We start from the raw sequence: 24,896 nt of genomic DNA on the forward strand, positions 1-24,896 counted from the left end.
GGCACCATGGGGCGATGCCCCTGATCACCGCCGTCTGCCGCGTGGCCGCCCTCCTGCCCGACTCGGGTGCCGTCGGCGTGACCGCCATCGACAAGCGTCCGCTCGACGGCCCGGTCGAGGTGAAGAAGCTCGGCGTCTACGGCGACGTCCAGGCCAGCCGCAAGCACCACGGCGGGCCCGACAAGGCGGTGTACGCGTTCGCCGACGAGGACGCCGCCCACTTCACCCGGCTCCTCGGGCGCGAGGTCGTGCCAGGTCTGTTCGGCGAGAACCTCCGGACCTCCGGCCTCGACGTCACCGGCGCCGTCCTCGGCGAGCGCTGGGCCATCGGCGAGCGCCTGGCCGTCGAGGTCACCATGCCCCGGACGCCGTGCGCCACCTTCGCCCGCCGCATGAGGGAGCCGCGCTGGGTCAAGCGGTTCGCCGACGAGGGGCGTCCGGGCGCCTACCTCCGGGTGATCCGAGCAGGATCGGCGGCCGACGGCGACGAGGTCGTCGTCACGTCCCGGCCCGAGCACGGCGTCACCATCGGCGAGTGCTTCGCCGGGCTCTCTCCCGACCGCGCGCTCCTGCTGCTCGACCTCGCCGACCGCGGCGGCTTCGTCGCGGAGCCGGTGCTCGACGAGGCCCGGCGGGCCAGCGCTCGGGTCGGCGTCTGAGGGTCGGTGCCTGAGCCGGTCGGCGCATGAAGGTCGGTGCCTGAGCGGCTGCGCCTGGGTGTCAGGCTCCCGCGAGCATCGCGTTCCGCGCGTCGATCGCCTCCTGGGTCTCCGGGAAGAACGCGGGGAGACCGAAGGCGAGCGCCTGATCCTGGATCCGCTCGGCGACCGGACGGAAGCTCGTCTCGTACTCGCGGAAGGCGGCCTCGATGTCGCCGCCGGCCGTCGCGAAGGCGTCGTGAAGGGCGGTCGCACCGAGGATCGCCAGGGAACCGCCCATTCCGGCGGCCGGGGAGGCGCAGTAGCCCGCATCCCCGACGAGGGCCACGCGACCGGACACCCAGGTCGGCATCCTGGTCTGACTGAGCTTGTCGAAGTAGAGATCGTCGGCGCTCTCCGCCTTCTCGACCATCCTGATGAACGCCTCGCCTCCGGCAGCGGAGCGCTCGCGCAGGATCCGCCTCTGCTCGTCGGCGTCGCGGTGGTCGTAGGCGATCTCGTCGTCGGCGTGGAACGTGACGACGATGTCGGTGCTGCCGTCGTAGGCGTTCAGCATCAGGGTGTGTCCCGGAGTGCTCAGGATGCGGGTCACGCCCGGCTCGAGGAGCTCCTCGTCGACGATCGCGACGGAGAAGTAGTTCTGGAGGAAGTGCGTGTACCGGCCCTCCTCCCCGAAACGCAGCCGTCGGACGGTGGAGTGGTTGCCGTCGCACCCCAGAACGAGCGCGAAGTCTCTCTCGGAGCCGTCGCGGAATCCCACCCGCACACCGTCCGGAGAGTCGACCATCGAGGTGATCGAATCGTCGAAGAGCACCTCGACCTCGCCGTCGATCCGCTCGAACAGGATCTCGAGGAGGTCGTCGCGGTGGATCTCATAGCCGTCGCCCGGGGCGTCGGTCGGGCCGTCGGCATCCGCCGCCTCAGGGTCCATGCGGGCGACGATCGTGCCGGCCGCGTCCACGAACTCCGTCGTGCGCGGCGGCAGGCTCCTCGCGCGGACGGCGTCCAGGAGGCCCATCCGCCGCACGATCTCGATCGTCTCGTCGCGGATGTCGACGGGCGTCCCGCCCTTTTTCAGGCCCCGAGCGGTCTCGACCACGGTCACCTCGTACCCGAGCTCCCGCATCCAGAACGCCGCCGTGAGCCCGGCGAACCCGGCCCCCGAGATCAGTGCTCTCCGCGCGTCCGCCTGTGCTTCGGTCATCGTCGTTCTCCTCAGGGTCCGATTCGCTTTTATGTAGTCACTCAATGTTTCGAGTCACACTAGCACGCGCGTTCCGAGGGTTGCGTTCGTGGGACACTGCTGGCATGGAGAGGTCGCTGGGGCTGCGCGAGCGCAAGAAGCTCGAGACCAAGCACCGCCTCGGGGACGTCGCCGCGCGGCTGTTCGCCGAGCGGGGCTTCGACGCGGTGTCGGTGTCCGACGTCGCCAGGGCCGCGGATGTCGCCGATCAGACCGTCTACAACTACTTCCCGACGAAGCCGGAGCTCGTCCTCGACCGGGCCGACGAGATCCTGGAGAGGTCCAGGCGGGTCGTCGCCGAGCGGGCAGAGGACGAGACGCCTGCCGACGCCGTGCGCGTGCTCGTGCACGAGGACATCGAGCGGTTCACGACCGGCGATCCTGCTCTGGCCCGCGGCGAGTTCCCCGCGCAGAGCCTGCAGAGCGACATCCTGCGCCGCTACGCCCTGGAGTTCCGGCACGACCAGGCGGAGGCCATCGCGGCTGCCCTCGTCGAGACCGATCCTGCGCTGCCCCTCCTCGTGGCCCGCATCCACGCCGGCTCGCTCGTGACCGTCGTCCACGCCGTCACCGAGCGAATCGGTGCTGCCGTCCTCGACGACGCCGACCGCGAGACCGCGGCTGCTGAGCTGCGTGCCGACGCGGACACCGCCCTCGACGACGCCGCGGAGAACTTCCGGGCGACCGTGACGCGGGTGCGATCCAGGCGGCCTCGGGCCTGATGCGGCCGGGCGGCACGACCTATCGCCGCAGCTCCACCACCGTCGCCCCGTGCGCCGGGTACCACGCGACCCGCTCGAAACCGATCCGGGCGAGCGGCTCGAGGCCGTAGTCGTCGGTCCTCGCCTCGACGACCCAGACGCGGGTGACGCCGTCGAAGCGTCCGAGCGCCACGGCCCGGTCGACGGTGTAGGCCGTCGACGACCACCAGTCGGCCTCGGCGAACGGGGTCTCGAGCGTGACGTCGCGGAGGCCGCGGAAGCCGTCGGGGTAGGTCGTGAGTGCGAGCCGAGGACGCATCCAGGTCGGCGTCGACTCGTCGAAGACCACCGCGTCGCCGGGTGCCGCGTGCGCCCCGACGACCCGGCTGACCGACTGCCAGCCCGTGTCGTGCTTGGCGTAGGGCGTCCTCTGGCCGACGTAGCCCGGCACGGCCGCCACCGCCACGACGGCGAGCAGTGCTCCCGCCAGCACGAGCGCCTCGCGCCGGGTGCGGGTGAGCGCACCGGCGAGCCGGACGACGCCTGTCGCCAGGAGGATCGCTGCCGCCGGGGCGGAGTACGACACGTACCTCGGTGTGAAGTCGGCGACGACGAGGTTCCCGGCGAGCAGGATGCCGAGCGGGATCAGCAGCCAGGCCAGCGCCAGGACCGTCAGCGACACCGGTCGGCCGGCCCCGCCGCCTCCCGCGGACGCGACGCGCCGGTCGCGGACGACGTCGGCCACCAGGAAGCCCACGGCGACGACGATGAGCCCCCAGCCGAGCACGGCGAACCAGACGGTCCCGAACCAGGTCGAGATCAGCACGGACGGCACGGACGACGCCCGACTCCGCGCCAGGAAGCTCACCTGCCCGTGCTGCGAGAGGCCGAAGACGAGGACGGGCGACGCGGCGACGACAGCCGCCCCGCTCGCCACGGCCCACGCCCGGAAGGTCTGCCGCGACGCGCGCGCCTGCAGCAGCACGACCGCGTGCACGACCACGAGCAGCCCGAAGTAGAGGAACGTGTAGACGCCCGCGGCCATCAGCACGCCGTACAGAACCCACCAGCGCCGACCGGTCGCGCGCCCCTCGACGAGCCGCACCAGCACGAACACCGCCCAGACGGCGACAGCAGCTCCGAACGCGTACGAGCGGGCCTCTCCGCCGAAGTACGTGACCCGGGGCAGGATCGCGACCACCACGGCGGCCGCGACCGCGAAGCGCCGGGTCCGGAGCTCCCGCACCAGGAAGTACACCCCCGCCGTCAGCACCCCCGTGACGAGCGCCGACGGCAGCCGCACCGACAGCGGCGACGCCCCGAACACGTCGATCCACGCGTGGAGCCCGAGGTAGTAGGCGCCGTGGACGGCGTCGACGTGCCCGAGCATCCGGAACAGGCTCGGCAGCGGCCGCTCCGCCGACAGGACGCTCGCGGCCTCGTCGCCCCAGAAGGACGGGATCCACGAGCCGGCGAACGAGACGAGCGCGGCGACGAGCCCGAACAGCCACGCGATCCTGCGCTCGCTCCCGGCCCTGCCCGGCCTGGTGGAGCGGAGACGCAGGATGCCCGGGGTCGCCCCGGAGGGCGGCGGCAGGGGGATCGCAGAGGTCGGCATCGTGTCCAGTCGAGCGCACCCGGTGGAACAGGAGCTTTCGAGCAGCCGAGAAACCGCTGAACGTCAGGGACGGATCAGGCGACGCGCCAGACCAGGGAGCCCTGCATGCTGGCGGGGTACGCGGCGGCGATGCGAGCGACGGCCTCGCGGAGCGTGTCGGGCGAGCAGGCCAGGTTCAGGCGCGCGAACCCGCGGCCCTCACCGCCCTCCCGGCTGAATCCGAGGCCGGAGTTGAGAGCGACGTAGGCGTGCTCGCGGAGAGGGAGCGCAGGATCGTCGCCGAGGCCGATCCCGCGGAAGTCCAGCCACGCGAGGTACCCGGCCCGCGGCCGGTGGTACACGACGCCCGGCAGGTGCTCCGTGAGCAGCTGCGAGAGGAGGCGGTCGTTGGCGACGATCCTCTGCACGGCGTCGTCGAGCCAGTCGGTACACGAGAGGGCGCGGAGGTTGGCGTGGAGCCCCAGGATGCTCGTGCGACAGGCGACCTCGTCGTTCAGCCGGTCGAGGAGGTCTGCCGTCCGGTCGTCGCCCGCGATGACGAGGGAGCACTTCACGCCGGCGAGGTTCCAGCCCTTGCTGGCGCTCGTGACCACGACGGAGCGCGCCCCCGCCGCCTCGGCGATCGGTGCGAACGGCTCGAAGCGGACGCCGGGGTGCGTCAGCGGGCCGTGGATCTCGTCGCTCACCACCAGGACGTCGTGGCGCGCGGCGATCTCGGCCAGAGCCTCGAGGGTGGCGCGGTCGTGCACGAGGCCGAGCGGGTTGTGCGGGTTGCAGAGCAGGAAGACGCTCGTGCCGCCCGCGAAGGCACGCTCCAGGGCGTCGAGGTCGAGCCGCCAGGTGCCCCAGGTCTCGCTGAGCGGCACCTCGACCACCTCGGCCCGCGCCTCCTCCACGAGCTCGAAGAACGGCGGGTACACGGGCGGGGTGATCGCGACGCGGCCGCCGTCCGGGAGGGCCAGCCGGAGCGTCTCGACGATGCCGACGCTGACGTCGGTGGCGAGGTGGATGCGCGACGGGTCGAGCCGCCAGCCCCAGCGCTGCTCGGCGAACGCGGCGAAGGCCGGTGCCAGCGGGCCCGGGCCGTCGAGGTAGCCGAGGTCGGAGGAGCGGATCCTGGCGACCAGCTCGTCGGCGATCTCGGGCGCGATGCCGTAGTCCATCTCGGCGACGAAGAGAGGCAGGACGGCGGGGGCGTAGCGGGTCCACTTGATGCTGGTGCGCTCGCCGCGGATGGTCGACGTGTACTCGTCGGTGTCGGTGCCTGTCGCGGTGTCCGTGCCTGTCGCTGCGTCTGCGGCCATGCCGTCACGATCCTCCGGTTCAGCGCTCGACGCCAGCCCGGCGTCACACGCCGTCATCGTGACCGGTCGCAGCGCGATACGCTCCGGGGGTGGTGAGCGACGCACGATTCGGGATCGAGCTGTACGAGGTCGACGAGCGCGGCCCCCAGACGGTCGACGGGGCCGAGACCACGGTCGTCGGGCACGTGTGGAGCCCGGACGCCGAGCGGATCGTCGAGACCCGGGACGGCCGCGTGCTCATCGTCGACCCGAGCGGCGCGAACCCGACGCCGCTCAACCGGAGCCTCGCTGCGACCGAGGGGTTCCTCGAGGCGTTCCGCGTCTTCTACCTGGGCGAGCGGCCGCCGGTGCCCGCGAAGATGACCGTCGACGAGGCCCGGGCGCGGCTCGCAGCCCTGCAGCGTGGCGAGACCCTCCCCGAGCCCGCGGCCCCTCCGGTCGTCCCGAGGTCCGAGCGCGTCGCGATCCTGCGTCAGGCGCTCGAGTCGCAGGACGCCGAGGCGGTCGCGCCGGGCACGTGGTGGTCGCGGATCCTGCGGCGTCCGGAGTTCGACGGCGACTGACCGCGGGGCCGCGTCAGCCGAGGCGAGCCCCGCGCCGACGTCGACCTGCAGCGAGCAGGAGAGCACCCGCGGCGAGCAGCACCGCACCCGCGGCGAGGGGCGCTGCGGGCTCGGAACCCGTCGCGGCCAGGGTCTCCGTCGGGTCGCCCGAGCCGGCCGGATCGACCGCGCCCGACCCGCCTGCCCCACCGGGCGCGGGCCGGGTCGCAGCAGCAGCGACGAACCGGTGCGCCACTCCGCAGCCCGTGCACGTCGCTCCGAGCGTCTCCGCACGGACGGTCACCGTCGCGGTCGTGGATGATGCGACGACCGGGCCGACCGTGAACGCGAAGGAGGTCGACGCGGCAGAACCGACCGCTGTCGCCGGAACGACCCACGTGAGGGTGGTCCCCCGCACCGTCACGCCGCTCGGCAGGCTCGCCCGGTCGAGGGTTCCCGCTCGGGAGATCGCGCCCAGGTCGGCGGTCACGGTCGCTCCGGCGAGGGGGACGTCGCCGGTCGATGTCGCCGTGATGACGTAGGTGAGGCGCGACCCGGCCCTGACCGCGGCGGCCTGGCTCGAGGGCGTGCTGAGGCCGAGGTCCCAGGTGGCAGGCCAGGCCGGCTTGGCGCCGGTGAAGAGCCAGCGCTTGAAGAACGCGGACAGGTCCCGTCCCGACACCTTCTCGGCGACCGCGATGAAGTCGGCCGTCCTGACGCTCGTGCCCTTCCTCTCGGCGAACCACTCGCGCATGATCTTCTCGAAGACCGGGGTGGTCACCGAGAGACGAAGCGCCTCGAGGGTCATTGCTCCGCGGTTGTAGACCTGCCAGCCGAAGAGCTGATCGGGCTGGGTCATCGCGGCGGGCGGGGTGGACCACTCCGCAGCGCTCGCCGGGGTGTCTCGCCAGGTGCTGTACCAGGCCTTCTCGGTCGAGTCGTCCGGGTCGTCGCTGTGGTCTTCGGTGTAGAGGCTCGGCGTGTAGGTCGCCGGCCCCTCGTTCAGCCAGATGTCGTTCCAGTCGGCGGGGCTGACCGCGTCGCCGAACCACTGGTGCGTGAACTCGTGGATGAGCGTCTCCTCGTCGATGCTCCGCTCGAAGAACGGGCGATCCTGCGTCTCGAGGGCGTAGCCCAGGTCGGTGTTGTCGACGACGACACCGGCGGCCGAGCCCGGGTAGGGCCCGTACTCCTTCTCGAGGTAGGCCAGCACGTCGGGGAGCTCGGCGCGCAGCGCCGCGATGTCCTCCTGCGCGGCCGCCGTCGTGGTGGGATCGACGAAGCTCACTTCCGGAATCGTGCGGCCGCCCTCGAGCGTGATCGTCGACCGGTACTCCTGGTACTGACCGATCGAGACCAGGGCCAGTTCGGTCGCCATCGGGTTCGTCTGCTTCCAGACCCAGGTCGTGGTGCCGTCGGTGTGCGGCGTCGTCGAGACGAGGACCCCGTTGCTGACGCCCGCCGCCGTCCTGCCGCTGATGAGCGTCGGCACGGTGAGAGCGATGTCGTAGGTCGCCTTGTCTCGCGGGGTGTTGTTGCTCGGCAGCCACGTCATCGTGCCGACCGGCTGTCCGACCGCGGTCGCACCGTCGCTCGTGGCGACCCATCCCTCGCTGGAGCCGTCGGGGTCGACGTGGGCCGTGGGCGTGCCGGAGTAGGCGACCACCGTCGTGAAGGAGCCGCTCACGGGCGCGGCCGGGGTGACGAGGAGCTTGTACTCCGACCGGGACGGATCGGACTGCCGACTGAAGACGGCGGCCTGCCCGTCGACCGTGACCGACGCGACGTCGAGCCCCTCGAAGTCGAACGAGAACGACGACAGGGCTTGAGCGGCCGTCGCCTGGATGGTCGTGGTCGCCTCGATGGAGCCGTCACCCGCGTAAGCGAGCTCCACACCGTAGTGGTCGACCTCGTAGCCGCCGTTGCCGATCCCCGCGAACAGCGAGTCGCCGATCGAGGTCGCCCCTGGCGAGGCCGGGGCGGCAGCGGCGGCGGGTGACGCCGCCCCGAGGCCGACAGCGAGAGGCAGGATCGCGACGGCCGCAGCAGCGACGAGGGCGACGGGCGAGAGACGAGGGCGTCCGAACATGTGGGAATCCTATGAGCCCCGACATTTCGTCCGCATTTCCTCTCGCCGCGACCGCACCCGCTCCGCGACACCGGATCGGAAGAAAGATCGCGTCGGGTGCATCCGGCAGCGCCCACCAGCCGGTAGTGACAGTGACGGCCGACGCGGTCCGTCACTTCATCCACTGAGCCACTGGGCTCCTCAGGAGGAAACATCATGCGCAAACCACTCATCGCCGGCCTCGCCGCCGGCGTGCTCATCGCACTGTCCAGTGCGATGCCCGCCACCGCCGCCCCCGGCGACGCCTCGCTCACCGTCTTCCACGGCGTGCCCAAGGTCACGGTCGACGTGTACCTCGACGGGAAGCGGGCCATCGACGACTTCAAGCCGGGCATGATGGCCGGCCCGCTGGCCGTCCCCGCAGGCTCGCACACGATCGCGATCACCGCGGGCGACGCGACCGACGCGTCGAAGCCCATCATCGGACCGATCACCGTCGACCTCGCCTCGGGCGGCAACTACACGGCCGTCGCCCACGACAAGACCGACGGCTCGCCCACCGCGACGCTCTACACGAACGACACCTCCCGGATCCCCGCCGGTCAGGGCCGCCTGATCGTCCGCCACGTCGCAGCCGCTCCCGCGGTCGACGTGCTCGCGGGCGGCAAGGCCGTCATCAGCAACCTGACCAACCCGGGCGAGAAGTCGCTCGTCCTCCCGGCCGGAACCGTCTCGGCCTCCGTCGCGGCGACCGGCACCACCGCCCCCGTGATCGGACCGGCCGACGTGAATGTCGCCAACGGCGCCGACACGATCGTCTACGCGTGGGGCAGCCTGGACGACAAGACGCTTGCACTCGCGACGCAGTCGATCACCGGCCTCGGAACGGGCCCCGGCGGCGTCCCCGCCGGCAACGCGGGCCTCGTCGCCAGCAACGCCCCGTCGAACCAGGGACTCGTGGGCGGCAGCATCGCCGGCCTCATCGCCCTGGCCGGCATCGCGGCCGTCCTGATCCGTCGCCGGGTCACCGGTCGCCAGGCGGAAGACCAGCGCTGACGATGACGACACGCGACAGGTCCGCCGCACGGGTGCTCGCCACCCGTGAGGCGGCCCTGCCGCTCCTCTCCGCCCTCTCGCTCGTCACCGCCCTGACGCTCACCGGCTGCACCAGCCTCAACAGCGATCAGGATGCTGTGCCCACCGGAGTCCCGTCCGACCTCACCTCGACGACCTCGCCGACCCCGGCGCCGTCCCCCGAGGCCGGCTCGCCAGACGGTTCGGCCACGTCGTCCCCGGCCGCGATCCCGCAGTACCGCGCGACGATCCCGCCGGTCGCCCCCGCCGCCGCCGCTCCCGCACGGGTCAGCGTCGCGTGGGCCGGAGTGAAGGCCGCAGTGGTCCCGGTCGGGATCGACAGCGCCGGCGACATGGACCTCCCGCCGAACCCGGCGGAGGCCGGCTGGTACCGGTACAGCGCCGCCCCCTCGGCGTCCGAGGGCACCACGGTCATGGCGGCGCACGTCGACGCCGTCGGCTACGGCGTCGGGCCGTTCGCCCACCTGGTCAACGTGCCGAAGGGCACCGCGGTCACCGTCACCGACACCGCCGGCGCGGCCACCGAGTACAGGATCGACTCGGTGTCTCTCCTCACGAAGACCACCGTGCCCTGGAAGTCCATCTTCACGACGGGCGGCGCCCACCGCCTCGTCCTCGTCACCTGCGGAGGAGCCTTCGACTACACGACCCACCACTACCTGAGCAATCTCGTCATCGTCGCCACCCCGGCATGACTCCACCGCCCGCTCCGGGCCCCGTGACCCCTACCATCGAGTCACGAGGCCCACGACGCCTCCGGGAAGGCCTCACGACGACGTGACCACCACCTCACCAGACGACCAGCAGCTGGCCGACGACTTCGCGACGGGCGATGTGCGCGCTCTCGAGCGCGTCTACAAGCGCTGGTCGCCGCTGGTGTACACGATGGCCCTCCGCTCGCTCACCGTGCCGGCCGACGCCGACGACGTCACGCAGAAGGTCTTCGTGAAGGCCTGGAACGCGCGCCAGACCTTCGATCCTGCCCGGGGCGCCCTGTCGGCCTGGCTCGTCGGCATCACCCGCAACTGCATCGCCGACACCCACGCCGAGAGGCAGAGGAGGGAGCGGCTGGAGGAGCGTGTGCTCGACGATCCGCTGCAGGATCCTGCGCCGTCGTTCGACATCGCCGACCGCATGGTCATAGCGAACGAGATCGACCAGCTCGACGAGGTCCCGCGGCAGATCATCCGGCTCGCCTTCTACAACGACCTCACCCACACCCAGATCGCCGAGACGCTCGGGATGCCGCTCGGTACCGTGAAGAGTCACATCCGCCGAAGTCTCGCTCGGCTCCGAACACGATTGGAGGTGAACGAATGACCCACATCGACGACGAGTCGCTGGCACTGGCCGCGCTCGGGTCCGCAGAGCTCTCTGCCGACGAGGCGCGCCACCTCGCGGAGTGCGGCGCATGCTCCGACGAGCTCGAGGCGCTCCGTCGCACGGTCGTGCTCGGGAAGGACTCCCAGGGCGTCGCCCTCGAGCAGCCGTCCGCCGCCGTGTGGAGCCGGATCGAGGCGGAGATCGCAGGATCAGCGGGCACGTCCGCCGCCCCCACGCTCGTGGGCGCCGCACCCGCCGTCGCGCCTCCGACGCCCCTCGCCCGGCCCCGCGGCGCCGACCGCGCCCGAAGGAGTGCTCCGCCGCGCCGCCCCGTGCAGCGTTCCTCCTCCGCTGCTCGCGCCTCCTCCGCTGCTCGCCCCTCCCGCCGCCCGGTGCTCTGGATCGCGATGACGGCGGTGATCGCCGTCCTCGCCGCGATCGGCGGCGTCGTCGCCTCCCCCTACCTCCGTCCGACCGCGAGCACCGCGTCGACCGTCGTCGAGCGCACGAGCCTCGAGGCGCTCCCCGGCTGGGGCGGGGCGCGCGGCACGGCCACGCTCACCCGCTCCGCCGCGGGGCACCTGAGCCTCACGATCGACATGACGCCCGGGTCGTCGAAGCCGGCGACCGTGGCCGGGCCGCTCCGCGAGGTCTGGCTGATGAAGCAGGACCTCTCCGGGCTCGTGAGCCTCGGATTCCTCACCGAGGGCGGCGGGACCTTCGCGGTGCCCGACGGCGTCGACGTCTCCACCTACGACCTCGTCGACATCTCCGCGCAGGCGGCGGACGGCGTGCCGGCGCACTCGGGCCAGTCGATCATGCGGGGGCGGCTGACCTAGCTGCCGAGCCGCGCTGCTCTGTCCTGTCCAGCTCGTGCTGTGCCGGCACGCGAAGAGGAGTCTCTCGGAGGAGCTCCTCCCTCCGTGCGCAATCCCCGGGCAGACTCCTCCCTGACTGCCGCCACCACCCCGGACTCCTCCTCCGGTGACCCCGGCTCCTCCTTCCGTGCAGCACTCAGCCGCACGGCCGGCACGTCGACGCGGGATCGTTACCCCTCGCCCCTGGCGCGCCGCACCCGTCGGCGGCAGAGTCGGAGCATGCGCGGACGCGGGGGCGGAACGAGGGTGACGGCGGTGGTGGCCGCACTCGCCCTCGCCTCTGTCGGTCTCAGTGCCTGCGCGATCCTGCCGCGATCGGGTCAGTGTCTCGACTACATCGACCTGCCGACGTCGACGGCGCGCTACGACGAGGCCGCGCTGGTCGTCGTCGCCTCCGTGACGTCGACGGACCGCACCGCCGAGCTGAGCGGCCGGTACACCGTTCACCGCGCCCTCGTCACGGAGGTCCTCAAGGGCCACCGCCCCTCGGGCGCGCTCGACGTGGTGAATCCGTCCGACCAGTGCACGACGAGCGGCGAGCCCGTCACCTATCTCGAGGGCGACGACCTCGCACGCGACGGCCGCTATCTGCTCTACCTCCGCGCGCCCGCCGGCGGTTCGTCGACCTGGACCCTGGTCGTCCCGAACGCGCTCGACGATCCCTCCGTCGCGGCGGCTCTCCCGCACCGCTGAGCCAGGGTCGTCAGGCCGGCCGGGCCAATCGGGCGTCCTCGCCGAGCTGCGCGCCGACGCGATCCTGTTGAGCGGTCTCGCGGCGACGGCGGGGTCATACTGACGGCATGACCCGCGCTCTCCTGCTCATCGACCTGCAGCTCGACTACTTCCCCGGCGGGGCGTTCCCGCTCGTGGAGCCGGAGGCGGCGGTGGCCGCCGCGGCCGCCGTGCTCGAGACGGTGAGGACCGCGGGCGACCCGGTGTTCCACGCCTTCCACATCGCCGAGGACCCGGAGGCGGGGTTCTTCCGGCGCGGGACGCCCGGCGTCGAGATCCACCCCGACGTCACCCCCCGCGAGTCGGAGCGGGTGTTCGAGAAGCACGAGCCGAACAGCTTCCTCGGCACGGGCCTCCAGGCCGCGCTCACCGAGGCCTGCGTCGACCAGCTGGTCGTCGTCGGGATGATGACGAGCATGTGCGTCGACTCGACCGTGCGCGCCGCCAGCGACCTCGGGTTCGAGGTCGTCGTCGTTCCCGACGCGTGCGCTGCGCCCGACCTCGAGTTCGGCGGCACGGTCATCGCGGGCGCGACGGTGCACGCGGCGTTCCTGGCCGCGCTCGACGGGAGCTTCGCGACGCTGGTGCCGTCGGCAGAGCTCGTCTGAGCCCTCGTGCGTGGGCGCAGTGCCGCCGGCCGCACGGCGCCGCCCGGCCGCACGGCGCCGCCCGGCCGCACGGCGCCGCAGGTCGGCGCAGGCACCTGTCCGCGGACTGGCGCCGCTGCCGGCGTGACCCGCCGAAGCCCCCGGCCTCAGAGCAGCCGCCGCTCCAGCGCCCAGGCGGTCAGCTCGTGCCGCGACGACAGCTGCAGCTTCCGGAGCACGCTCGACACGTGCGTCTCGACCGTCTTCACCGAGATGTAGAGCTCCGTCGCCACCTCCTTGTAGGCATACCCGCGGGCGATGAGGCGCATGACCTCCCGCTCCCGCGCCGAGAGCCGGTCGAGCTCGTCGACGGCCTCCGCCTGCTCTCCGGCCGCAGCGCCGAAGGCGTCCAGCACGAAGCCGGCGAGGCGCGGCGAGAACACGGCGTCGCCCGACGCCACCGCGCGGACGGCCGCACTGACCTCCGCCCCGGAGCTGCCCTTGGTGATGTAGCCGCGGGCACCGCCCCGGATCACTCCGACCACGTCCTCCGCGGAGTCCGAGACGCTGAGCGCGAGGAAGCGCGTCGCGGCGCAGCGGCCGGCGGTCCGGCGGAGCACCTCGGCGCCGCCACCCCCGGAGCCGCCCGGCAGGTGGACGTCCAGCAGGACGACCGTCGGCTGCTCGCGCAGGATCGCGTCGACGGCCGAGTCGACATCGGCCGCCTCGGCGAGCACCCGGAGGTCGCGATCGAGGTCGGCCCGGAGCCCCGACCGGAAGATCGAGTGGTCGTCGACGATCACCACGGAGACGGGCGCCTCCGCATCGGCCGTCGCCCGCTCGGCCGTGGCCCGCTCCCCCGTCATCCCGTCCTCCGCCATCGGCTCCTGCTTCATCCTGTCCTCCGTCATTCGTCGTCGCTCCGCTCCAGGTGCAGGTGGACCTCGGTGCCGACGCCGCCGGCACCCGGCCGGACCGTCGCCGACCCGCCGACCCGGCGCATCCTGCCGAGGATCGACTCCCGGACGCCGAGGCGGTCCTCGGGCACGTCGGGCAGGGCGAAGCCGGGGCCCCGGTCGCGGACGAACACGTCGACCGACGAGCGCGTGCTCTCGAGGTAGACCGAGACGTCGCCGCCGGCGTGCCGCGACGCGTTGAGCATCGCCTCGCGGGAGGCGGCCGCCACCTCGCCGGTGCCGAGCTCGGAGGTCTCGCCGACGACGACGACCTCGATCCTGACCGGGTAGTCGAGCTCCAGGGCGGCAGCGAAGTCGCGGAGGTCGGCGGCGAGGTCGCGCTCGACCACGGGTGATCCCGCGTACAGCCAGTCGCGGAGCTCCCGCTCCTGGGCGCGGGCGATCCGGGCGACCTCGCTGGACGCCCCCGCGCGGTTCTGGATGAGCGCCAGCGTCTGCAGCACGGAGTCGTGCAGATGCGCGGCCATCTCGGCGCGCTGCTCGTCGCGGACGAGCGCGGTCCGCCGCGCCGCCGACTCCCGCCGCAGCGTCAGCGCCTCGGGACCGATTCCGACGGCGATCACGGCGAGCGCCACCAGGGCGACCAGAAGCCAGACCCAGCCCGCGCCCGGCTGGAGCGAGACGACCGCGAGCAGCAGGGCGACGGCCGCGAGCCCCGCACCGACGGCGATCCTGAGCACGACGGCGGCGCGGACGGCCGCAGGATCGAGCGGCACCTCCACGAACCGCTCCCACGCGGCCGCCCCGAGCCCGAGCGCCACGATCAGCGGCACGGTGGTCGCCAGGAGCGACGGCCGCCCGAACGAGACGACGGCGGCGAGCGACAGCACCGCCACGGCGCCCGCGAGCGAGGCGAGCAGGATCGGCGGGCGCACACGACGGCGGACGGCCTCGAGCGCCGCCGGCTCCGAGACGGTCCCGCCGGCCTCGGGCGCCGCCCCGGAGGGCGCGACTCCCGACACCCCGGAGGGCGCGCGCAGCGGCGTCAGCGCCCAGAGCCACAGGTACAGCAGGACGCCAGCGCCCGCGGCGCCGCTCGACAGGGCGAAGGCCCACCGGACCGACGCGGGCGACCAGCCGAGGTGCTCGGCGAGCCCCTCGGAGACGCCGCTGACCACGCAGTCGCGAGGCCGCGTGATCCTGCGCGCGCGAGGCGCCGCCGATGTGCTCACGACAGCATCAAACCATCGATGCGGTGCGCCGACGACCCCGAGGCGGAGAAGTCAGGGTCGGGTCAGGGTCATGCCCGATAGCGGTGCACTCGGAGCCGGGCCACCATCGGAGCATGTCAGATCACACCTCCTCTTCGGCACCCGCCGGCGCCGCCCCCGGGCGGCCCCAGGCGGCTCCGGGCCAGGGCTTCTTCGACTGGATCCGGAAGCTCGGCGTCTCGCGGGGCGACGCCTGGATCGGCGGCGTCTGCGGCGGGCTCGGGGCCCGCTTCGGCATCGACCCGGTCATCGTTCGCGGCATCGCGGTCGTGGTCGCCCTGCTCGGCGGCCCCGCGTTCCTCCTCTACGCGCTGGCGTGGCTCCTCCTGCCCGACACGGCGGGCACGATCCACCTCGAGCGCCTCGTCCGCGGAGTCTTCGAGGCGGGCACGGTCGGGGTCGCGGTCTTCGTGCTGCTGGCCTTCCTGCCCGTGGCGCAGGGCGTCTGGTGGGCTGCCGGATGGCCGTTCGGCGTGTCGGTCGGCTGGCCGGAGTCGCTCGGCAAGCTCTTCTGGAGCATCCTGGTCATCGCCGCGATCGTGTTCGTCGTCGTCTGGGCGTCCAGGCGCGCCGGCGGCTGGGGTGCGTTCGCCGGCCCGACCGTGCCGGGCTCCGAGAGGGCGCAGGATCGCGAGACCCCCGGTGCTGCGACGTCGGCGCCGTTCGCTGCGGCTCCGTTCGCCGCGGGTCCCTTCGCTGCACCTCCGACCGCGACGGCCGCGTCCGCGACCGCTCCGACGACCCCGACCGCTACCCCGACCCCGACCACGGCGGCCCCCACCGCTCCGCCGCCGCCGGCACCGGACGCCTCAGCGTCCGTCGTCGACGAGTGGCGCGAGCGGCAGGCGGAGTGGCGTCTCCGCTACGACGAGTGGAAGCGGCAGCAGGCCGACGTCTCGAGGGTGGCGCGCGAGCAGCGCTGGGCGGAGAACGCCCGCCGCCAGGCCGAGGCCCTCGAGCGGGCCCGCCTCCGGCGGCTCTCGCACCCGCGCACCAGCGGCTCGTTCATCGCGATCGCGCTCGGCGTCGCCCTGATCGTCGGGGCCCTGACGACCTCGTACGCGTGGAGCGACCCGGAGCTCTCGGGCTACCAAGGCGCGTTCGGCTGCGCGGCCGCCACGGCGGTGGTGGGGCTGTCGATGGTGGTGGCCGGGATCCTGCGCCGGCGGAGCGGCTTCCTGGCCTTCGTCGCCATCGTGCTCACCGTCGTGACGCTGCTGCTGACGAGCGGCGCTCTCACTCACGTGACCTACACCGGCGGCCTCGTGCCGTTCACCTTCACCCTCTGATGGACACCCGAGAGGAAGACGCCATGAGCATCGACGACAAGCCCACGCAGCCCCGGATCCGCTGGGCCGGGATCGTCTGGGGCGCGCTGTTCACCGCCTTCGGCGTCGTGACCCTGGTCGTGCTGTCGACGGCCGCCAACCGGCTCGCCTTCACCTCGTGGGCCGACGGGCTCGGGCCCTGGGGCGCCGCCCTCGTGGCGCTCGTCGGACTCGGGGCCCTGCTGCTCGTCGGCGGTGTGCTCGGGGCTGCCGGTCGAGCGCAGCGGCCGCACTGACCGCGCGGCCGCACGGCGCCGAACGTCGGCGCAGGCACCAGTCCGCGGACTGGTGCCGCTGCCGGCGTGACCCGCCGGAGCCCCAAGAGGTCAGACGCCCGCGCCGCCGTCGTCGTCGCCGGCCTTCTCGTCGCCGGGGCGCGGCTCGCCCTGGGTCTCGAGGCGCAGCCCGCGCCCGGCCTCGACGGAGCCCTCGCGGCCGACCTCCTCGTCGGGGGTGGGGTTGTGCTCCTCGCCGGTCACTCCCCCGGTGCTGACCGCCACGTAGTCCCGCTCGCCGGACGTGGCGCCGCCGAGAGCACGCGTCTCGTCGCCCTCGACCTTCGGCGTGGCCGCCGCGTCGGGCGTCGTGGAAGCCTGGTCGGCCGCCTCGGCGATGGTCTCTCGGGCCTGGTCCCGTGCATCCTGCGCGCTGTCGCTCATTCCGGCCACGCTAGGCGTCCGTGCGGCTCGGCGCCCGCTACTGCTTGCGGGAGCAGGTCTTCTCGGCGGCGGTCTGCCCGGTGATCGAGGGCGGCAACGTCACGGCCGGAGCAGGCGTGGCCGTGCCGGAGGAGGGCGTGCCGGAGGCGGAGCCGGAGGAGCCCGACGAGCCCGAGCCCGACCCGGACGAGCCCGACGAGCCGGAGCCCGACGACGAACCAGACGAGCCCGACGAACCGGAGCCCGACGAACCCGAACCAGACGGAGCCGCCGGATTCACCTGCGCCCCGCCGCCGGTCGTCCCGGTGAGCAGCAGCGGCTTGTCGGCGACCAGCGCGGCGTTCAGCTGCGCGGCGGCCTCGGCGTTCGGGACGACCCGGTTGATGTTCGACGGGTCCTCGCCGGTCGGGTACTGGGCGAAGACCATGTTCGACAGCCCGACCGTCTGCACGGCCTGGAAGATCCCGAGCATCGCGCTCGTGTCGAGGGTGTCGGAGTGGCGGGTGTTCGCTGCCGCCGCCTTGGCCAGCTTGTACAGGGTGAAGGGGTCGCCGAGGGTGTCGGACGAGACCAGGCGCCGCGCGAGGGCCGCCATGAAGACCTGCTGGTTGCTGATCCTGCCGAGGTCGCTGCCGTCGCCGACACCGTGGCGGCTTCGGAGGAACGACAGCGCCTGGGGGCCGACCAGCGTCTGGTCGCCCGCCTTGAGGTTCAGCGGCGGCGTCACGTTGTCGTCGACGATCGGGGTGGCCAGGCAGACGTGGATGCCGCCGATGGCCGTCGAGATCGCACTGGTGCCGTCGAAGGTGACGCTGGCCGCGTAGGGGATGTCGAGGCCGGTCAGCTTCTCGACGGTCAGCACGGCGCACGAGAGCCCGTGCGCCTCGTCGCCGCCGCGGCCGAGGGCGGTGTTCAGCATGGCCTTCTCGCTCCCGGGCGTCGTGCCCGAGGCGGTGGGGCAGGCCGGGATCGGGATCTCGAGGTCGCGCGGGAAGCTGATGACCGAGATGTTCGAGTGGTCGCGCGAGATGTGCAGCAGGATGTTGACGTCGTTGTTGCCGACGCCGGAGCTCGCCGCCTGGTCTGCCGCATCGGCGAAGTCGCCTTGACCCGACCGGGTGTCGGTGCCGATCACGAGCATGTTGACCTCGCCGAGCCGCTGCCCCTCGGGCGCCTTCGGGATCGGGGTCGAGGTGTGGCCGGGCAGCTCGGGGATGTGCACGGCGGGCTCGGCGGTCGCCACGACGTCGTGGGCGGCGTAGGCGACGACGGAGACCGTGGACACCAGGACGACCGCGAGCGCGATCGCCACCAGCTTGAGGGCTGCGGCGACCGGGCTGTGCGTCTTCAGGCGGCCGTGCTTGATCTGGCGAGTGGGCGCCACGGCGTCACCGGTGCCGCCGGCGCCGTCACCCGTGCTGCCGCCGGTGGTGCTGCCGTCGCCGGCACTGCCCTCGCTCGTCATTCCGCCCTATCGTCCGGTGCCTTCGCGGCCTCGGCGGCCGTCGCCGGCCTCACGGCCCTCCGGCTCAGGGTAAGCGACAGGTGAGCGTTTATCGAGCAACTGCGCTCAGCGTGGCCGCAGGGCGACCACCCGGTCGAGGATGGCGTCGGCGACGACCCGCTTCGATCCGTCGGCCTCCGCGACGATGCCGCCGTCGGCGTCGAGCATCACCACGGCCGTGTCGTCGGCTCCGAATCCGGCCGTCCAGCCGACGGCGTTGACGACGAGCAGGTCGGCGCCCTTCCGTCTCGCCTTCGCGCGTCCGAGCTCCAGGAGCGCCTCGCGATCCGGCGCGGTCTCGGCCGCGAAGCCCACCACGGTCAGACCGGGCCGCCCGAGAGCCGCGAGGCCGCGCAGGATGTCGGGGTTCTTCACCAGCCGGAGCGTCAGGCCGTCGACGTCCTGCTCCTTCTTGATCTTCGCCTCCGAGACGGTCTCCGGACGGTAGTCGGCGACGGCGGCTGCCATGATCACGACGTCGGCGACCTCCGCGGCGCTCTCGACGGCCAGCGCCATCTCGGAGGCCGTCTCGACGGCGGTCACGGCGAGCCCGTCGGTCGGCACCTCGACGTGGGCGGCGACGAGGGTGACCCGGGCCCCGCGCTCGGCCGCGGCGCGTGCGAGGGCGACGCCCTGCTTGCCGCTCGACCGGTTGCCGAGGAACCGCACCGGGTCGAGCGGCTCCCTGGTCCCGCCTGCCGAGACGACGACGTGGAGTCCGGCCAGATCGCGAGGGCGGGGCGCAGGATCAGCCACCGCTCCGAGGGCGACGGTCACGATCTCCTCGGGTTCGCTCATCCTGCCGACCCCGCTGTCGGCGCCGGTCAGCTGCCCGGACGCCGGCCCGACGACGACCACCCCGCGGGAGCGGAGCGTCTCGACGTTCGCCCGGGTCGCCGGGTTCGACCACATCTCGGTGTGCATCGCCGGCGCGACGACGACGGGCGCCGACGTCGCGAGGATCGTCGTGCCGAGGAGGTCGTCGGCCATCCCGGCGGCGAGCTTGGCGAGGGTGTTCGCGGTCGCGGGCGCCACCACGACCAGGTCGGCGCGCTGGCCGAGGGCGACGTGCCGGACGGCCGCGACGTCGTCGTAGAGCGACGTCGTGACCGGGTTCCTGCTGATGGCCTCGAGCGTCGGGAGGCCGACGAAGCGGAGGGCCGCCTCGGTGGGCACGACGTGGACGTCGTGGCCGGCCTTCACGAGCAGCCGGACGACGCCGACCGCCTTGTACGCCGCGATGCCGCCCGACATCCCGACCACGATGGTGAGCCGGTCGCTCATGGTCCTCCTCGCTCGGCGCGCAGAGGGCGCGCCTATCCTGGTCCGAGTGTGCACCGTCATCGTGAGCTTCGACCCCGACGCCGACTGGCCCGTCGTCCTCCTCGGGCTCCGCGACGAGGCCGTCGACCGGCCCTGGGATCCGCCGGGGGCGTGGTGGCCCGACCTCGGCGGCGGCGTCCGCGGCGTCCACGACCGGGAGGCCGGAGGCGCCTGGCTCGCGACGAACGACCAGCCGGCGCGCGCCGCCGTGGTGCTGAACCGGCACGAGGAGGTCGCCGAGCCGAGCGGCGGGTACGCGTCGCGGGGCGTGCTGCCGCTGGCGGCCGTGACCGGCAGGATCACCGGGCCCGAGCATCCTCGGACGCGCGCGTTCAATCTCGTCTCGGCCGATGCCGCCCACGTCGACTTCACCCGCTGGGACGGCGCCGCCCTGCAGACGCAGGAGCTGCCGCGCGGCGTGCACCTCATCACGCACGAGGGGCCCGACGTGTCGACGGTGCCGCGCGAGCTCCGCTGGCGGCCCGCCTTCGAAGACGCTTCGAGGCCGTCGGGCGATCTCGAGTCGGGCACCTGGGACGAGTGGCTCGAGATCCTGCGCGACAGCTCGTCGCTGGCGACCGACGACCCGGACGCCCTGTTCCGGAGCGACGTCATCGACGGGCACCACTACGCGTCGCTGTCGGTGTCGCTGCTCGCCCTGAGGCCGGACGAGGTGTGGCTCCGGCACGCCCGCCTGGCCGAGCCCGGTCACCTGGCCGGGCCGCTCGACTGGCACTGACCGACGGGGCTCCCGAGAGCGTCCGCCGCGTCCGCGTCGCCTCCTGACACGGGGCGTCACGAAACGTCACGCACTCGCGCGCCCCGTCGATGGCGCGCAGGATCGACGCGTGACAGCCCGGCCGTTCGACACCCTCCGCTCCCCCGGGGAGGAGCCGCGCGGGACGGCCGTGCTGCTCGGCGGAGGCGCTCCCGACGCCGACCTCGAGCACCTCACCGAGCACCTGCTCCTGTCGGGGTTCACCGTCGTGGTGGTCCCCGACGTGTCGGCCGACCCGGTCGCAGCCCGCTCGACGGCCCTCCGGACGGTCCAGGACACCACGACCGAGCGGCCGCACGTGCTCATCGGCTCCGGCGTCGGCGCCACCCTCGCCGCCGACATCGCCGCCAGCCGCCCCGTCGGGCTCGCGGCCGTCGTCCTGGCCAACATCGTCACCGGCGCGTCGCGCGACGTGGCGATCCCGGCGGGCGTCACGCTGCCCAAGGCGCGCGACATCCTGCACCCGGTCCTGTTCGTCCACGGCGACACCGACCCGGTCACCGACATCGCCGACGCCGCCAACTGGGCGACGCAGCTGCCCTTCGGAGCCGTCAGGATCGTGCAGCGCGGCGGCCACGGCGTGCTCGGCGGCGACTCGAAGCGGTCGGTAGCCGCCGCGATCGTGCTGTTCTTGGAGCGCCAGCGCGCCGGAGCGCCGGTGCTGAGCGACGGCTTCGCGTAGGGCCCGTCTGCCCGGCGCCTCCCGGTAGCGTGACGGGGTGACCGACCCCGCCGCTTCCGCCGCTCCCGCCGCTCCCGCCACCGGCCCGCGCATCGCCGGGTTCCGGCGGCAGCTCGCCGACCTCCGTCCGGTCGACGACGCGCAGGATCGGCTCTGCCGCGAGTACCTGGAGTTCGTCGCGTCGCGGGGCGACTCGGCCCTCGATCGCGACGGCGGCCCCGAGCACGTGACGGCCAGCACGTTCGTCTTCGACGCGGAGCTGAGGCGGATCCTGCTGACCCTCCACCGCAAGGGGCGCTTCTGGGTGCAGTTCGGCGGTCACATCGAGCCGGGCGACGTCTCCGTCTCGGCGGCGGCCTTCCGCGAGGCGGCCGAGGAGAGCGGCGTCGACGACCTGGTGCCCCTGTCGTCGGAGCCGCTCGACCTCGACCGGCACGCGCTCGGGGCCGGGTTCTCGTGCGCTCGGCACTGGGACGTCGGCTTCGCGGCTGTGGCGCCCGCTGCGGCCGTGCCCGCGGTCAGCGACGAGAGCGAGGACGTCCGCTGGTGGGCGGTGGACGAACTGCCCGAGCCGCTCGCGGGAGGATTCGCGCGGCGGCTGGGCGGGATCCTGCGTGCCCTCCGGCCTTGAATCGGAGCCGACGCCGGGTCGCTAGGGACCGGCGATCTCGCGGAGGGCTGCGAGGTGTGCTCGCCAGGCGGCCCGACCGGCGGTGCTCAGGAGGAGCGTCGTCCGCGGCACTTTGCCGACGAAGCCCTTCTGGACGATCACGTAGCCGGCCTGCTCGAGGAGGCTCACCTGCTTGCTCAAGACGGAGTCGCTGACCTCGATGGCGTCGCGCACCTCGCGGAAGCTGAGCTTCTCGGCCTTGTCGAGGGCTGCCGCGATCGAGAACCTGACGGGGTTCTGCAGGATCTCGGACAACCGGTGCCTGGGGTGGGCGGAGTGCTCGGTCGCCGTCACCGCTTCGCCTCCAGGATCGCCGCCCCCAGCGTCACGGCCAGGACGAGGCCCGAACTGACACCGGCTAGAGCGATCGATCCGTGCGCGAACGACACCACGCCGATCGCGAACAGGTACGCGGCGAGCCACGCCGCGATGTAGATCGTCCACCGCCGGCTCCACGCGAAGGCGCGTCGCCCCTGGGTCGTGATGAGGAAGAACAGGATCGACGCGAAGCCCGCGCCGAGCGTCGCCACATAGGTGAGCCCGAAGGCTCGACCTGTCGTCACGGCCATGCCGAGGGTCCCGAGGGACGTCGAGCAACCGAGTGCGAGCAGGAAGGTGACGTAGGGCCAGCGCACCGCGTCGTGGGCGCGTTCGCTGATCCGGCGGGCGTCGTCGAGAAGGGCGCGGGCCGCTGCGGGGCTGAGGTTCGTGTTGTCGGTCAAGAGGCTCCTTTGCTTGCTTCGAGCTTCTCATTAACTTTCCATTTTGGAAAGTACTTTCTTAATGGTGACCAGCCTCCGCCTCCGCCCGACTTCCCACTCCACAGGAGCCGGGCGGGCGGGTTCTTGCGGACCCCTGAGCCTCCAGCGGCGAATCAGCCCGCAGCCCCGCGCACGGCGGCGAGCACGACGTCGTCGACGACCGCCACGTAGTAGTCGCGCCCCGGCGTCACCCCGCCGCTCTCGAGGCGGTGGCTGCTCATCGCGGGGATGACGGCGGCGAGGACGTCCACACTCGAGGCGACCCGCTCCGGCACCTCTCCCCGCTCGATCGCGCGGAGCAGCAGGCGCCGGTAGATGTCGACGTAGGGCTCGGTGACGGCCGCGTCGACGACCTCGCGGAGGCCGGGCACGCTGCGCGCGGCAGCGCCGAGGCCGGCGAAGAGCACCAGCCGCCGCGTCGGACCACCGAGCCAGGCCGAGTCGACGACGGCGAGCAGATCGGCCCGGAGGGAGCCGCGATCGGGCAGGCGCTCGACCTCCGGCGGGCTGCCCAGCGAGCGCACGGCCGCGAGGATCAGGTCGGTCTTCGTGGCCCAGCGGCGGTAGAGGGTCGTCTTCGCCCGGCCCGTGCGGGACGCGACCTCGTCGAGCGTGACGCGGTCGGGGGTGAGATCGGCGAGGAGGTCGAGGGTGGTCGACAGGACGACGTCGTCGAGTGACCGGTCCATCGGCCGGCCCGGACGCCTTCCCCGGCCTTCGCCGACCTGCTCCTGCGCCTCCACAGTTTGAGCTTAGGCGAGGCCGCAGCATTAACGCTACTGTGCAGTAGCGTAACCACCGAGACGAGCCGGTCGCGTCGGCCGAGAGAAGGAGAACACCATGGAGCTCGACGAGCGCGTCGTCATCGTCACCGGAGCCTCGTCGGGCATCGGCGCCGCCACAGCCAGGGCTGCTTCAGCGGCCGGTGCTCGGGTCGTGCTCGCCGCCCGGCGCGAGGACCGGGTGCGCGATCTCGCGTCCGAGCTCGGCGACGCCGTCGGAGTGCGCTGCGACGTCACCGACCAGGTGCAGGTCGACGCTCTCGTCCAGACCACGCTCGCCACCTTCGGACGCATCGACGTGCTCGTCAACAACGCCGGGCAGGGGCTCCAGGCCGAGATCGACCAGCTCTCGCTCGACGACTTCCGCGCCGTGCTGGAGCTCAACCTCGTCGCGCCTCTGGCCCTCCTGCAGGCCGTGCTGCCGACCATGCGCCGGCAGGGGGCGGGCGCCGTCGTCAACGTCAGCTCGGGGACCACGTTCGCGGACGTCCCCGGCACGGGCGGATACGTCGCGTCGAAGATCGCCCTCGAGCGTCTCTCGGCCATCGCGCGCAACGAGCTCGAGGGCTCCGGGATCACCGTCTCGACCGTCATCCCGTTCGCGACGAGCACGGAGTTCCTGGGCTCGATCAAGGCCGGCCGCGCCGAGGCCGAGGCGATGACCGCGGGGGCGGCGTTCGACGAGCCGGAACAGGTCGCCGACGCGATCCTGCAGCTCATCCGCTCCGGCGACGCGCGGAAGGACCTCGTGCCCGCGGCATACGGCGGGAGCCGGTGACGCCCGTCGCGCGATCCGGACGGCGCACCCACGATCCTGCGCCCGACGTGTTGACTGGCCCCGTGACCGATGCGAACCTCGCCGACCTCGTCGACCGCTGGACCGAGGGCTGGGCGGCGTCGCGCGGCGTCGCCCGGGAGCGCTTCAGCGCGGCCTGGCGGGTCGCGATCGGCACCGACGTGCGTGCCGTGGAGTACGTCGTCGACGCACCGTCGGCGGGAGTGCTTCTCGACCTGTCGGGCGGCGCCGAGGTGTGGTTCACCGTCGTCGGCGCGTTCGGCGGGCCCCTGCGCCCGATCCCGAGACTGACGCACACCGAGGTCATGATGAGCGCGGACCTGGCCGGGACGCACGGCACGCCCAGGACGCCCGGCGCGCAGGATGAGGTCCACCTCGACCACGACGGCGACGTCGCGGTCGCGACCGTGGTGATCGACGGGGTCCCTGCCGCTCGGGGCCAGGTGGCCGTGGTCGGCTCCGACGCGGTCTTCGACAGGATCAGCACGGAGCCCGCCTTCCAGAGGCGCGGCCTCGGCCGCCTCGTGATGGCGGGCCTCACGGAGTGGGCGCTCTCCCGCGGCGCCACGACGGGCCTCCTCGTCGCCTCCCCCGACGGGCAGCACCTCTACTCCGCGCTGGGCTGGGGCGCCGTCGCACCCGTCGCCACGTACGCGCTGGGCTGATCCTGCGCCA

General features: G+C 73.0%; 28 protein-coding genes. 16 read left to right on the plus strand and 12 right to left on the minus strand.

Translation table 11 applies throughout. The features are described 5' to 3' along the window. The first annotated feature begins 14 nt into the window (after positions 1–14). On the plus strand, positions 15–659 hold the full coding sequence (locus ABD733_RS06860; protein ID WP_344794393.1) for an MOSC domain-containing protein: 645 nt from the start codon (positions 15–17) through the stop codon (positions 657–659). Between the two features lie 61 nt (positions 660–720). On the opposite strand, the gene ABD733_RS06865 is transcribed toward ABD733_RS06860, so the two are convergent. Next, positions 721–1,863 (minus strand): FAD-dependent monooxygenase, encoded by a 1,143-nt coding sequence (locus ABD733_RS06865; RefSeq protein ID WP_344794396.1) that lies wholly within the window; start codon positions 1,861–1,863, stop codon positions 721–723. Between the two features lie 104 nt (positions 1,864–1,967). On the opposite strand from ABD733_RS06865, the gene ABD733_RS06870 reads away from it, so the two are divergent. After that, a complete protein-coding gene (locus tag ABD733_RS06870) occupies positions 1,968–2,624 on the plus strand; it encodes a TetR/AcrR family transcriptional regulator (protein ID WP_344794398.1) in 657 nt (218 codons plus the stop codon). A 19-nt stretch (positions 2,625–2,643) separates the two neighbouring features. Here ABD733_RS06870 and ABD733_RS06875 read toward each other — a convergent pair whose 3' ends face one another. Together ABD733_RS06875 and ABD733_RS06880 are read right to left on the minus strand one after the other, a co-directional pair. Then, positions 2,644–4,221, minus strand: coding sequence for a glycosyltransferase family 39 protein (locus ABD733_RS06875; RefSeq protein ID WP_344794400.1), 1,578 nt, complete (start codon positions 4,219–4,221; stop codon positions 2,644–2,646). Positions 4,222–4,295: 74 nt separating this feature from the next. Then, complete coding sequence (locus tag ABD733_RS06880; protein WP_344794402.1) at positions 4,296–5,525, minus strand: MalY/PatB family protein; 1,230 nt, start codon at positions 5,523–5,525, stop codon at positions 4,296–4,298. A 92-nt stretch (positions 5,526–5,617) separates the two neighbouring features. Between ABD733_RS06880 and ABD733_RS06885 the strand changes: the two genes are divergently transcribed. Further along, entirely contained in the window at positions 5,618–6,088 is a 471-nt protein-coding gene (locus ABD733_RS06885; protein WP_344794404.1) for a hypothetical protein, read from the plus strand. Between the two features lie 13 nt (positions 6,089–6,101). On the opposite strand, the gene ABD733_RS06890 is transcribed toward ABD733_RS06885, so the two are convergent. Next, a complete protein-coding gene (locus tag ABD733_RS06890) occupies positions 6,102–8,156 on the minus strand; it encodes a M1 family metallopeptidase (protein ID WP_344794406.1) in 2,055 nt (684 codons plus the stop codon). Positions 8,157–8,351: 195 nt separating this feature from the next. Here ABD733_RS06890 and ABD733_RS06895 point away from each other — a divergent pair, with 195 nt between their 5' ends. The 6 genes from ABD733_RS06895 to ABD733_RS06920 all read left to right on the plus strand — a co-directional run bounded on the left by ABD733_RS06895 (position 8,352) and on the right by ABD733_RS06920 (position 12,771). Beyond that, a complete protein-coding gene (locus ABD733_RS06895; RefSeq protein WP_344794408.1) occupies positions 8,352–9,191 on the plus strand; it encodes a DUF4397 domain-containing protein in 840 nt (279 codons plus the stop codon). Positions 9,192–9,193: 2 nt separating this feature from the next. After that, positions 9,194–9,925 (plus strand): class F sortase, encoded by a 732-nt coding sequence (locus ABD733_RS06900; protein WP_344794410.1) that lies wholly within the window; start codon positions 9,194–9,196, stop codon positions 9,923–9,925. Between the two features lie 82 nt (positions 9,926–10,007). Further along, positions 10,008–10,550, plus strand: coding sequence for an RNA polymerase sigma factor (locus tag ABD733_RS06905; RefSeq protein WP_344794412.1), 543 nt, complete (start codon positions 10,008–10,010; stop codon positions 10,548–10,550). Continuing rightward, complete coding sequence (locus tag ABD733_RS06910; protein WP_344794414.1) at positions 10,547–11,392, plus strand: anti-sigma factor; 846 nt, start codon at positions 10,547–10,549, stop codon at positions 11,390–11,392. Before ABD733_RS06905 ends, ABD733_RS06910 begins: the two co-directional genes overlap by 4 nt. A gap of 258 nt (positions 11,393–11,650) precedes the next feature. Further along, a complete protein-coding gene (locus tag ABD733_RS06915) occupies positions 11,651–12,124 on the plus strand; it encodes a hypothetical protein (protein ID WP_344794416.1) in 474 nt (157 codons plus the stop codon). 107 nt (positions 12,125–12,231) lie between these two features. After that, on the plus strand, positions 12,232–12,771 hold the full coding sequence (locus ABD733_RS06920; RefSeq protein WP_344794418.1) for a cysteine hydrolase family protein: 540 nt from the start codon (positions 12,232–12,234) through the stop codon (positions 12,769–12,771). A 146-nt stretch (positions 12,772–12,917) separates the two neighbouring features. On the opposite strand, the gene ABD733_RS06925 is transcribed toward ABD733_RS06920, so the two are convergent. Then, entirely contained in the window at positions 12,918–13,616 is a 699-nt protein-coding gene (locus ABD733_RS06925) for a LuxR C-terminal-related transcriptional regulator (RefSeq protein WP_344796037.1), read from the minus strand. A 41-nt stretch (positions 13,617–13,657) separates the two neighbouring features. Further along, complete coding sequence (locus ABD733_RS06930) at positions 13,658–14,899, minus strand: ATP-binding protein (RefSeq protein ID WP_344794420.1); 1,242 nt, start codon at positions 14,897–14,899, stop codon at positions 13,658–13,660. A 113-nt stretch (positions 14,900–15,012) separates the two neighbouring features. On the opposite strand from ABD733_RS06930, the gene ABD733_RS06935 reads away from it, so the two are divergent. Continuing rightward, entirely contained in the window at positions 15,013–16,227 is a 1,215-nt protein-coding gene (locus ABD733_RS06935) for a PspC domain-containing protein (protein WP_344794422.1), read from the plus strand. Between the two features lie 23 nt (positions 16,228–16,250). Next, the gene (locus ABD733_RS06940; protein WP_344794424.1) at positions 16,251–16,502 is read left to right on the plus strand and encodes a hypothetical protein; all 252 of its coding nucleotides are present in this window, start codon (positions 16,251–16,253) and stop codon (positions 16,500–16,502) included. A 90-nt stretch (positions 16,503–16,592) separates the two neighbouring features. Here ABD733_RS06940 and ABD733_RS06945 read toward each other — a convergent pair whose 3' ends face one another. The 3 genes from ABD733_RS06945 to coaBC all read right to left on the minus strand — a co-directional run bounded on the left by ABD733_RS06945 (position 16,593) and on the right by coaBC (position 19,713). Continuing rightward, positions 16,593–16,925 (minus strand): hypothetical protein, encoded by a 333-nt coding sequence (locus tag ABD733_RS06945; RefSeq protein ID WP_344794426.1) that lies wholly within the window; start codon positions 16,923–16,925, stop codon positions 16,593–16,595. 37 nt (positions 16,926–16,962) lie between these two features. Further along, positions 16,963–18,390: an LCP family protein gene (locus tag ABD733_RS06950; protein ID WP_344794428.1), complete on the minus strand. Its 1,428-nt coding sequence runs from the start codon at positions 18,388–18,390 to the stop codon at positions 16,963–16,965. A 105-nt stretch (positions 18,391–18,495) separates the two neighbouring features. Then, positions 18,496–19,713 carry a bifunctional phosphopantothenoylcysteine decarboxylase/phosphopantothenate--cysteine ligase CoaBC gene (gene coaBC, locus ABD733_RS06955; RefSeq protein ID WP_344794430.1) on the minus strand — a complete coding sequence of 406 codons (1,218 nt, stop codon included), beginning with the start codon at positions 19,711–19,713 and terminating at the stop codon, positions 18,496–18,498. A gap of 46 nt (positions 19,714–19,759) precedes the next feature. On the opposite strand from coaBC, the gene ABD733_RS06960 reads away from it, so the two are divergent. From ABD733_RS06960 to ABD733_RS06970, 3 genes are all read left to right on the plus strand, one after another. Beyond that, entirely contained in the window at positions 19,760–20,491 is a 732-nt protein-coding gene (locus ABD733_RS06960) for an NRDE family protein (RefSeq protein WP_344794432.1), read from the plus strand. 109 nt (positions 20,492–20,600) lie between these two features. Further along, the gene (locus ABD733_RS06965) at positions 20,601–21,212 is read left to right on the plus strand and encodes an alpha/beta hydrolase (protein WP_344794434.1); all 612 of its coding nucleotides are present in this window, start codon (positions 20,601–20,603) and stop codon (positions 21,210–21,212) included. Between the two features lie 37 nt (positions 21,213–21,249). Beyond that, positions 21,250–21,843: an NUDIX domain-containing protein gene (locus tag ABD733_RS06970; RefSeq protein WP_344794436.1), complete on the plus strand. Its 594-nt coding sequence runs from the start codon at positions 21,250–21,252 to the stop codon at positions 21,841–21,843. Positions 21,844–21,864: 21 nt separating this feature from the next. On the opposite strand, the gene ABD733_RS06975 is transcribed toward ABD733_RS06970, so the two are convergent. The 3 genes from ABD733_RS06975 to ABD733_RS06985 form a co-directional block, all read right to left on the minus strand. Continuing rightward, a complete protein-coding gene (locus ABD733_RS06975) occupies positions 21,865–22,176 on the minus strand; it encodes a transcriptional regulator (protein WP_344794438.1) in 312 nt (103 codons plus the stop codon). Then, positions 22,173–22,604 (minus strand): chemotaxis protein CheY, encoded by a 432-nt coding sequence (locus ABD733_RS06980; RefSeq protein WP_344794440.1) that lies wholly within the window; start codon positions 22,602–22,604, stop codon positions 22,173–22,175. Before ABD733_RS06980 ends, ABD733_RS06975 begins: the two co-directional genes overlap by 4 nt. Before the next feature lie 152 nt (positions 22,605–22,756). After that, complete coding sequence (locus ABD733_RS06985) at positions 22,757–23,332, minus strand: TetR/AcrR family transcriptional regulator (protein WP_344794441.1); 576 nt, start codon at positions 23,330–23,332, stop codon at positions 22,757–22,759. Between the two features lie 151 nt (positions 23,333–23,483). Here ABD733_RS06985 and ABD733_RS06990 point away from each other — a divergent pair, with 151 nt between their 5' ends. Both ABD733_RS06990 and ABD733_RS06995 read left to right on the plus strand, forming a co-directional pair. Continuing rightward, complete coding sequence (locus ABD733_RS06990) at positions 23,484–24,203, plus strand: SDR family NAD(P)-dependent oxidoreductase (protein WP_344794443.1); 720 nt, start codon at positions 23,484–23,486, stop codon at positions 24,201–24,203. Between the two features lie 62 nt (positions 24,204–24,265). Continuing rightward, positions 24,266–24,886 (plus strand): GNAT family N-acetyltransferase, encoded by a 621-nt coding sequence (locus ABD733_RS06995; RefSeq protein ID WP_344794445.1) that lies wholly within the window; start codon positions 24,266–24,268, stop codon positions 24,884–24,886. Positions 24,887–24,896: the final 10 nt, after the last annotated feature.

This window comes from Frondihabitans peucedani, from assembly GCF_039537585.1.
GTDB lineage: Bacteria > Actinomycetota > Actinomycetes > Actinomycetales > Microbacteriaceae > Frondihabitans > Frondihabitans peucedani.

Coding starts and splice junctions, on each gene's coding strand:
- ABD733_RS06860 (WP_344794393.1), top strand. CDS start 15: ATGCCCCTGATCACCGCCGTCTGCCGCGTGGCCGCCCTCCTGCCCGAC.
- ABD733_RS06990 (WP_344794443.1), top strand. CDS start 23,484: ATGGAGCTCGACGAGCGCGTCGTCATCGTCACCGGAGCCTCGTCGGGC.
- ABD733_RS06875 (WP_344794400.1), bottom strand. CDS start 4,221: ATGCCGACCTCTGCGATCCCCCTGCCGCCGCCCTCCGGGGCGACCCCG.
- ABD733_RS06920 (WP_344794418.1), top strand. CDS start 12,232: ATGACCCGCGCTCTCCTGCTCATCGACCTGCAGCTCGACTACTTCCCC.
- ABD733_RS06910 (WP_344794414.1), top strand. CDS start 10,547: ATGACCCACATCGACGACGAGTCGCTGGCACTGGCCGCGCTCGGGTCC.
- ABD733_RS06890 (WP_344794406.1), bottom strand. CDS start 8,156: ATGTTCGGACGCCCTCGTCTCTCGCCCGTCGCCCTCGTCGCTGCTGCG.
- ABD733_RS06985 (WP_344794441.1), bottom strand. CDS start 23,332: ATGGACCGGTCACTCGACGACGTCGTCCTGTCGACCACCCTCGACCTC.
- ABD733_RS06945 (WP_344794426.1), bottom strand. CDS start 16,925: ATGAGCGACAGCGCGCAGGATGCACGGGACCAGGCCCGAGAGACCATC.
- ABD733_RS06900 (WP_344794410.1), top strand. CDS start 9,194: ATGACGACACGCGACAGGTCCGCCGCACGGGTGCTCGCCACCCGTGAG.
- ABD733_RS06880 (WP_344794402.1), bottom strand. CDS start 5,525: ATGGCCGCAGACGCAGCGACAGGCACGGACACCGCGACAGGCACCGAC.
- ABD733_RS06870 (WP_344794398.1), top strand. CDS start 1,968: ATGGAGAGGTCGCTGGGGCTGCGCGAGCGCAAGAAGCTCGAGACCAAG.
- ABD733_RS06950 (WP_344794428.1), bottom strand. CDS start 18,390: ATGACGAGCGAGGGCAGTGCCGGCGACGGCAGCACCACCGGCGGCAGC.
- ABD733_RS06940 (WP_344794424.1), top strand. CDS start 16,251: ATGAGCATCGACGACAAGCCCACGCAGCCCCGGATCCGCTGGGCCGGG.
- coaBC (WP_344794430.1), bottom strand. CDS start 19,713: ATGAGCGACCGGCTCACCATCGTGGTCGGGATGTCGGGCGGCATCGCG.
- ABD733_RS06935 (WP_344794422.1), top strand. CDS start 15,013: ATGTCAGATCACACCTCCTCTTCGGCACCCGCCGGCGCCGCCCCCGGG.
- ABD733_RS06865 (WP_344794396.1), bottom strand. CDS start 1,863: ATGACCGAAGCACAGGCGGACGCGCGGAGAGCACTGATCTCGGGGGCC.
- ABD733_RS06895 (WP_344794408.1), top strand. CDS start 8,352: ATGCGCAAACCACTCATCGCCGGCCTCGCCGCCGGCGTGCTCATCGCA.
- ABD733_RS06925 (WP_344796037.1), bottom strand. CDS start 13,616: ATGACGGGGGAGCGGGCCACGGCCGAGCGGGCGACGGCCGATGCGGAG.
- ABD733_RS06915 (WP_344794416.1), top strand. CDS start 11,651: ATGCGCGGACGCGGGGGCGGAACGAGGGTGACGGCGGTGGTGGCCGCA.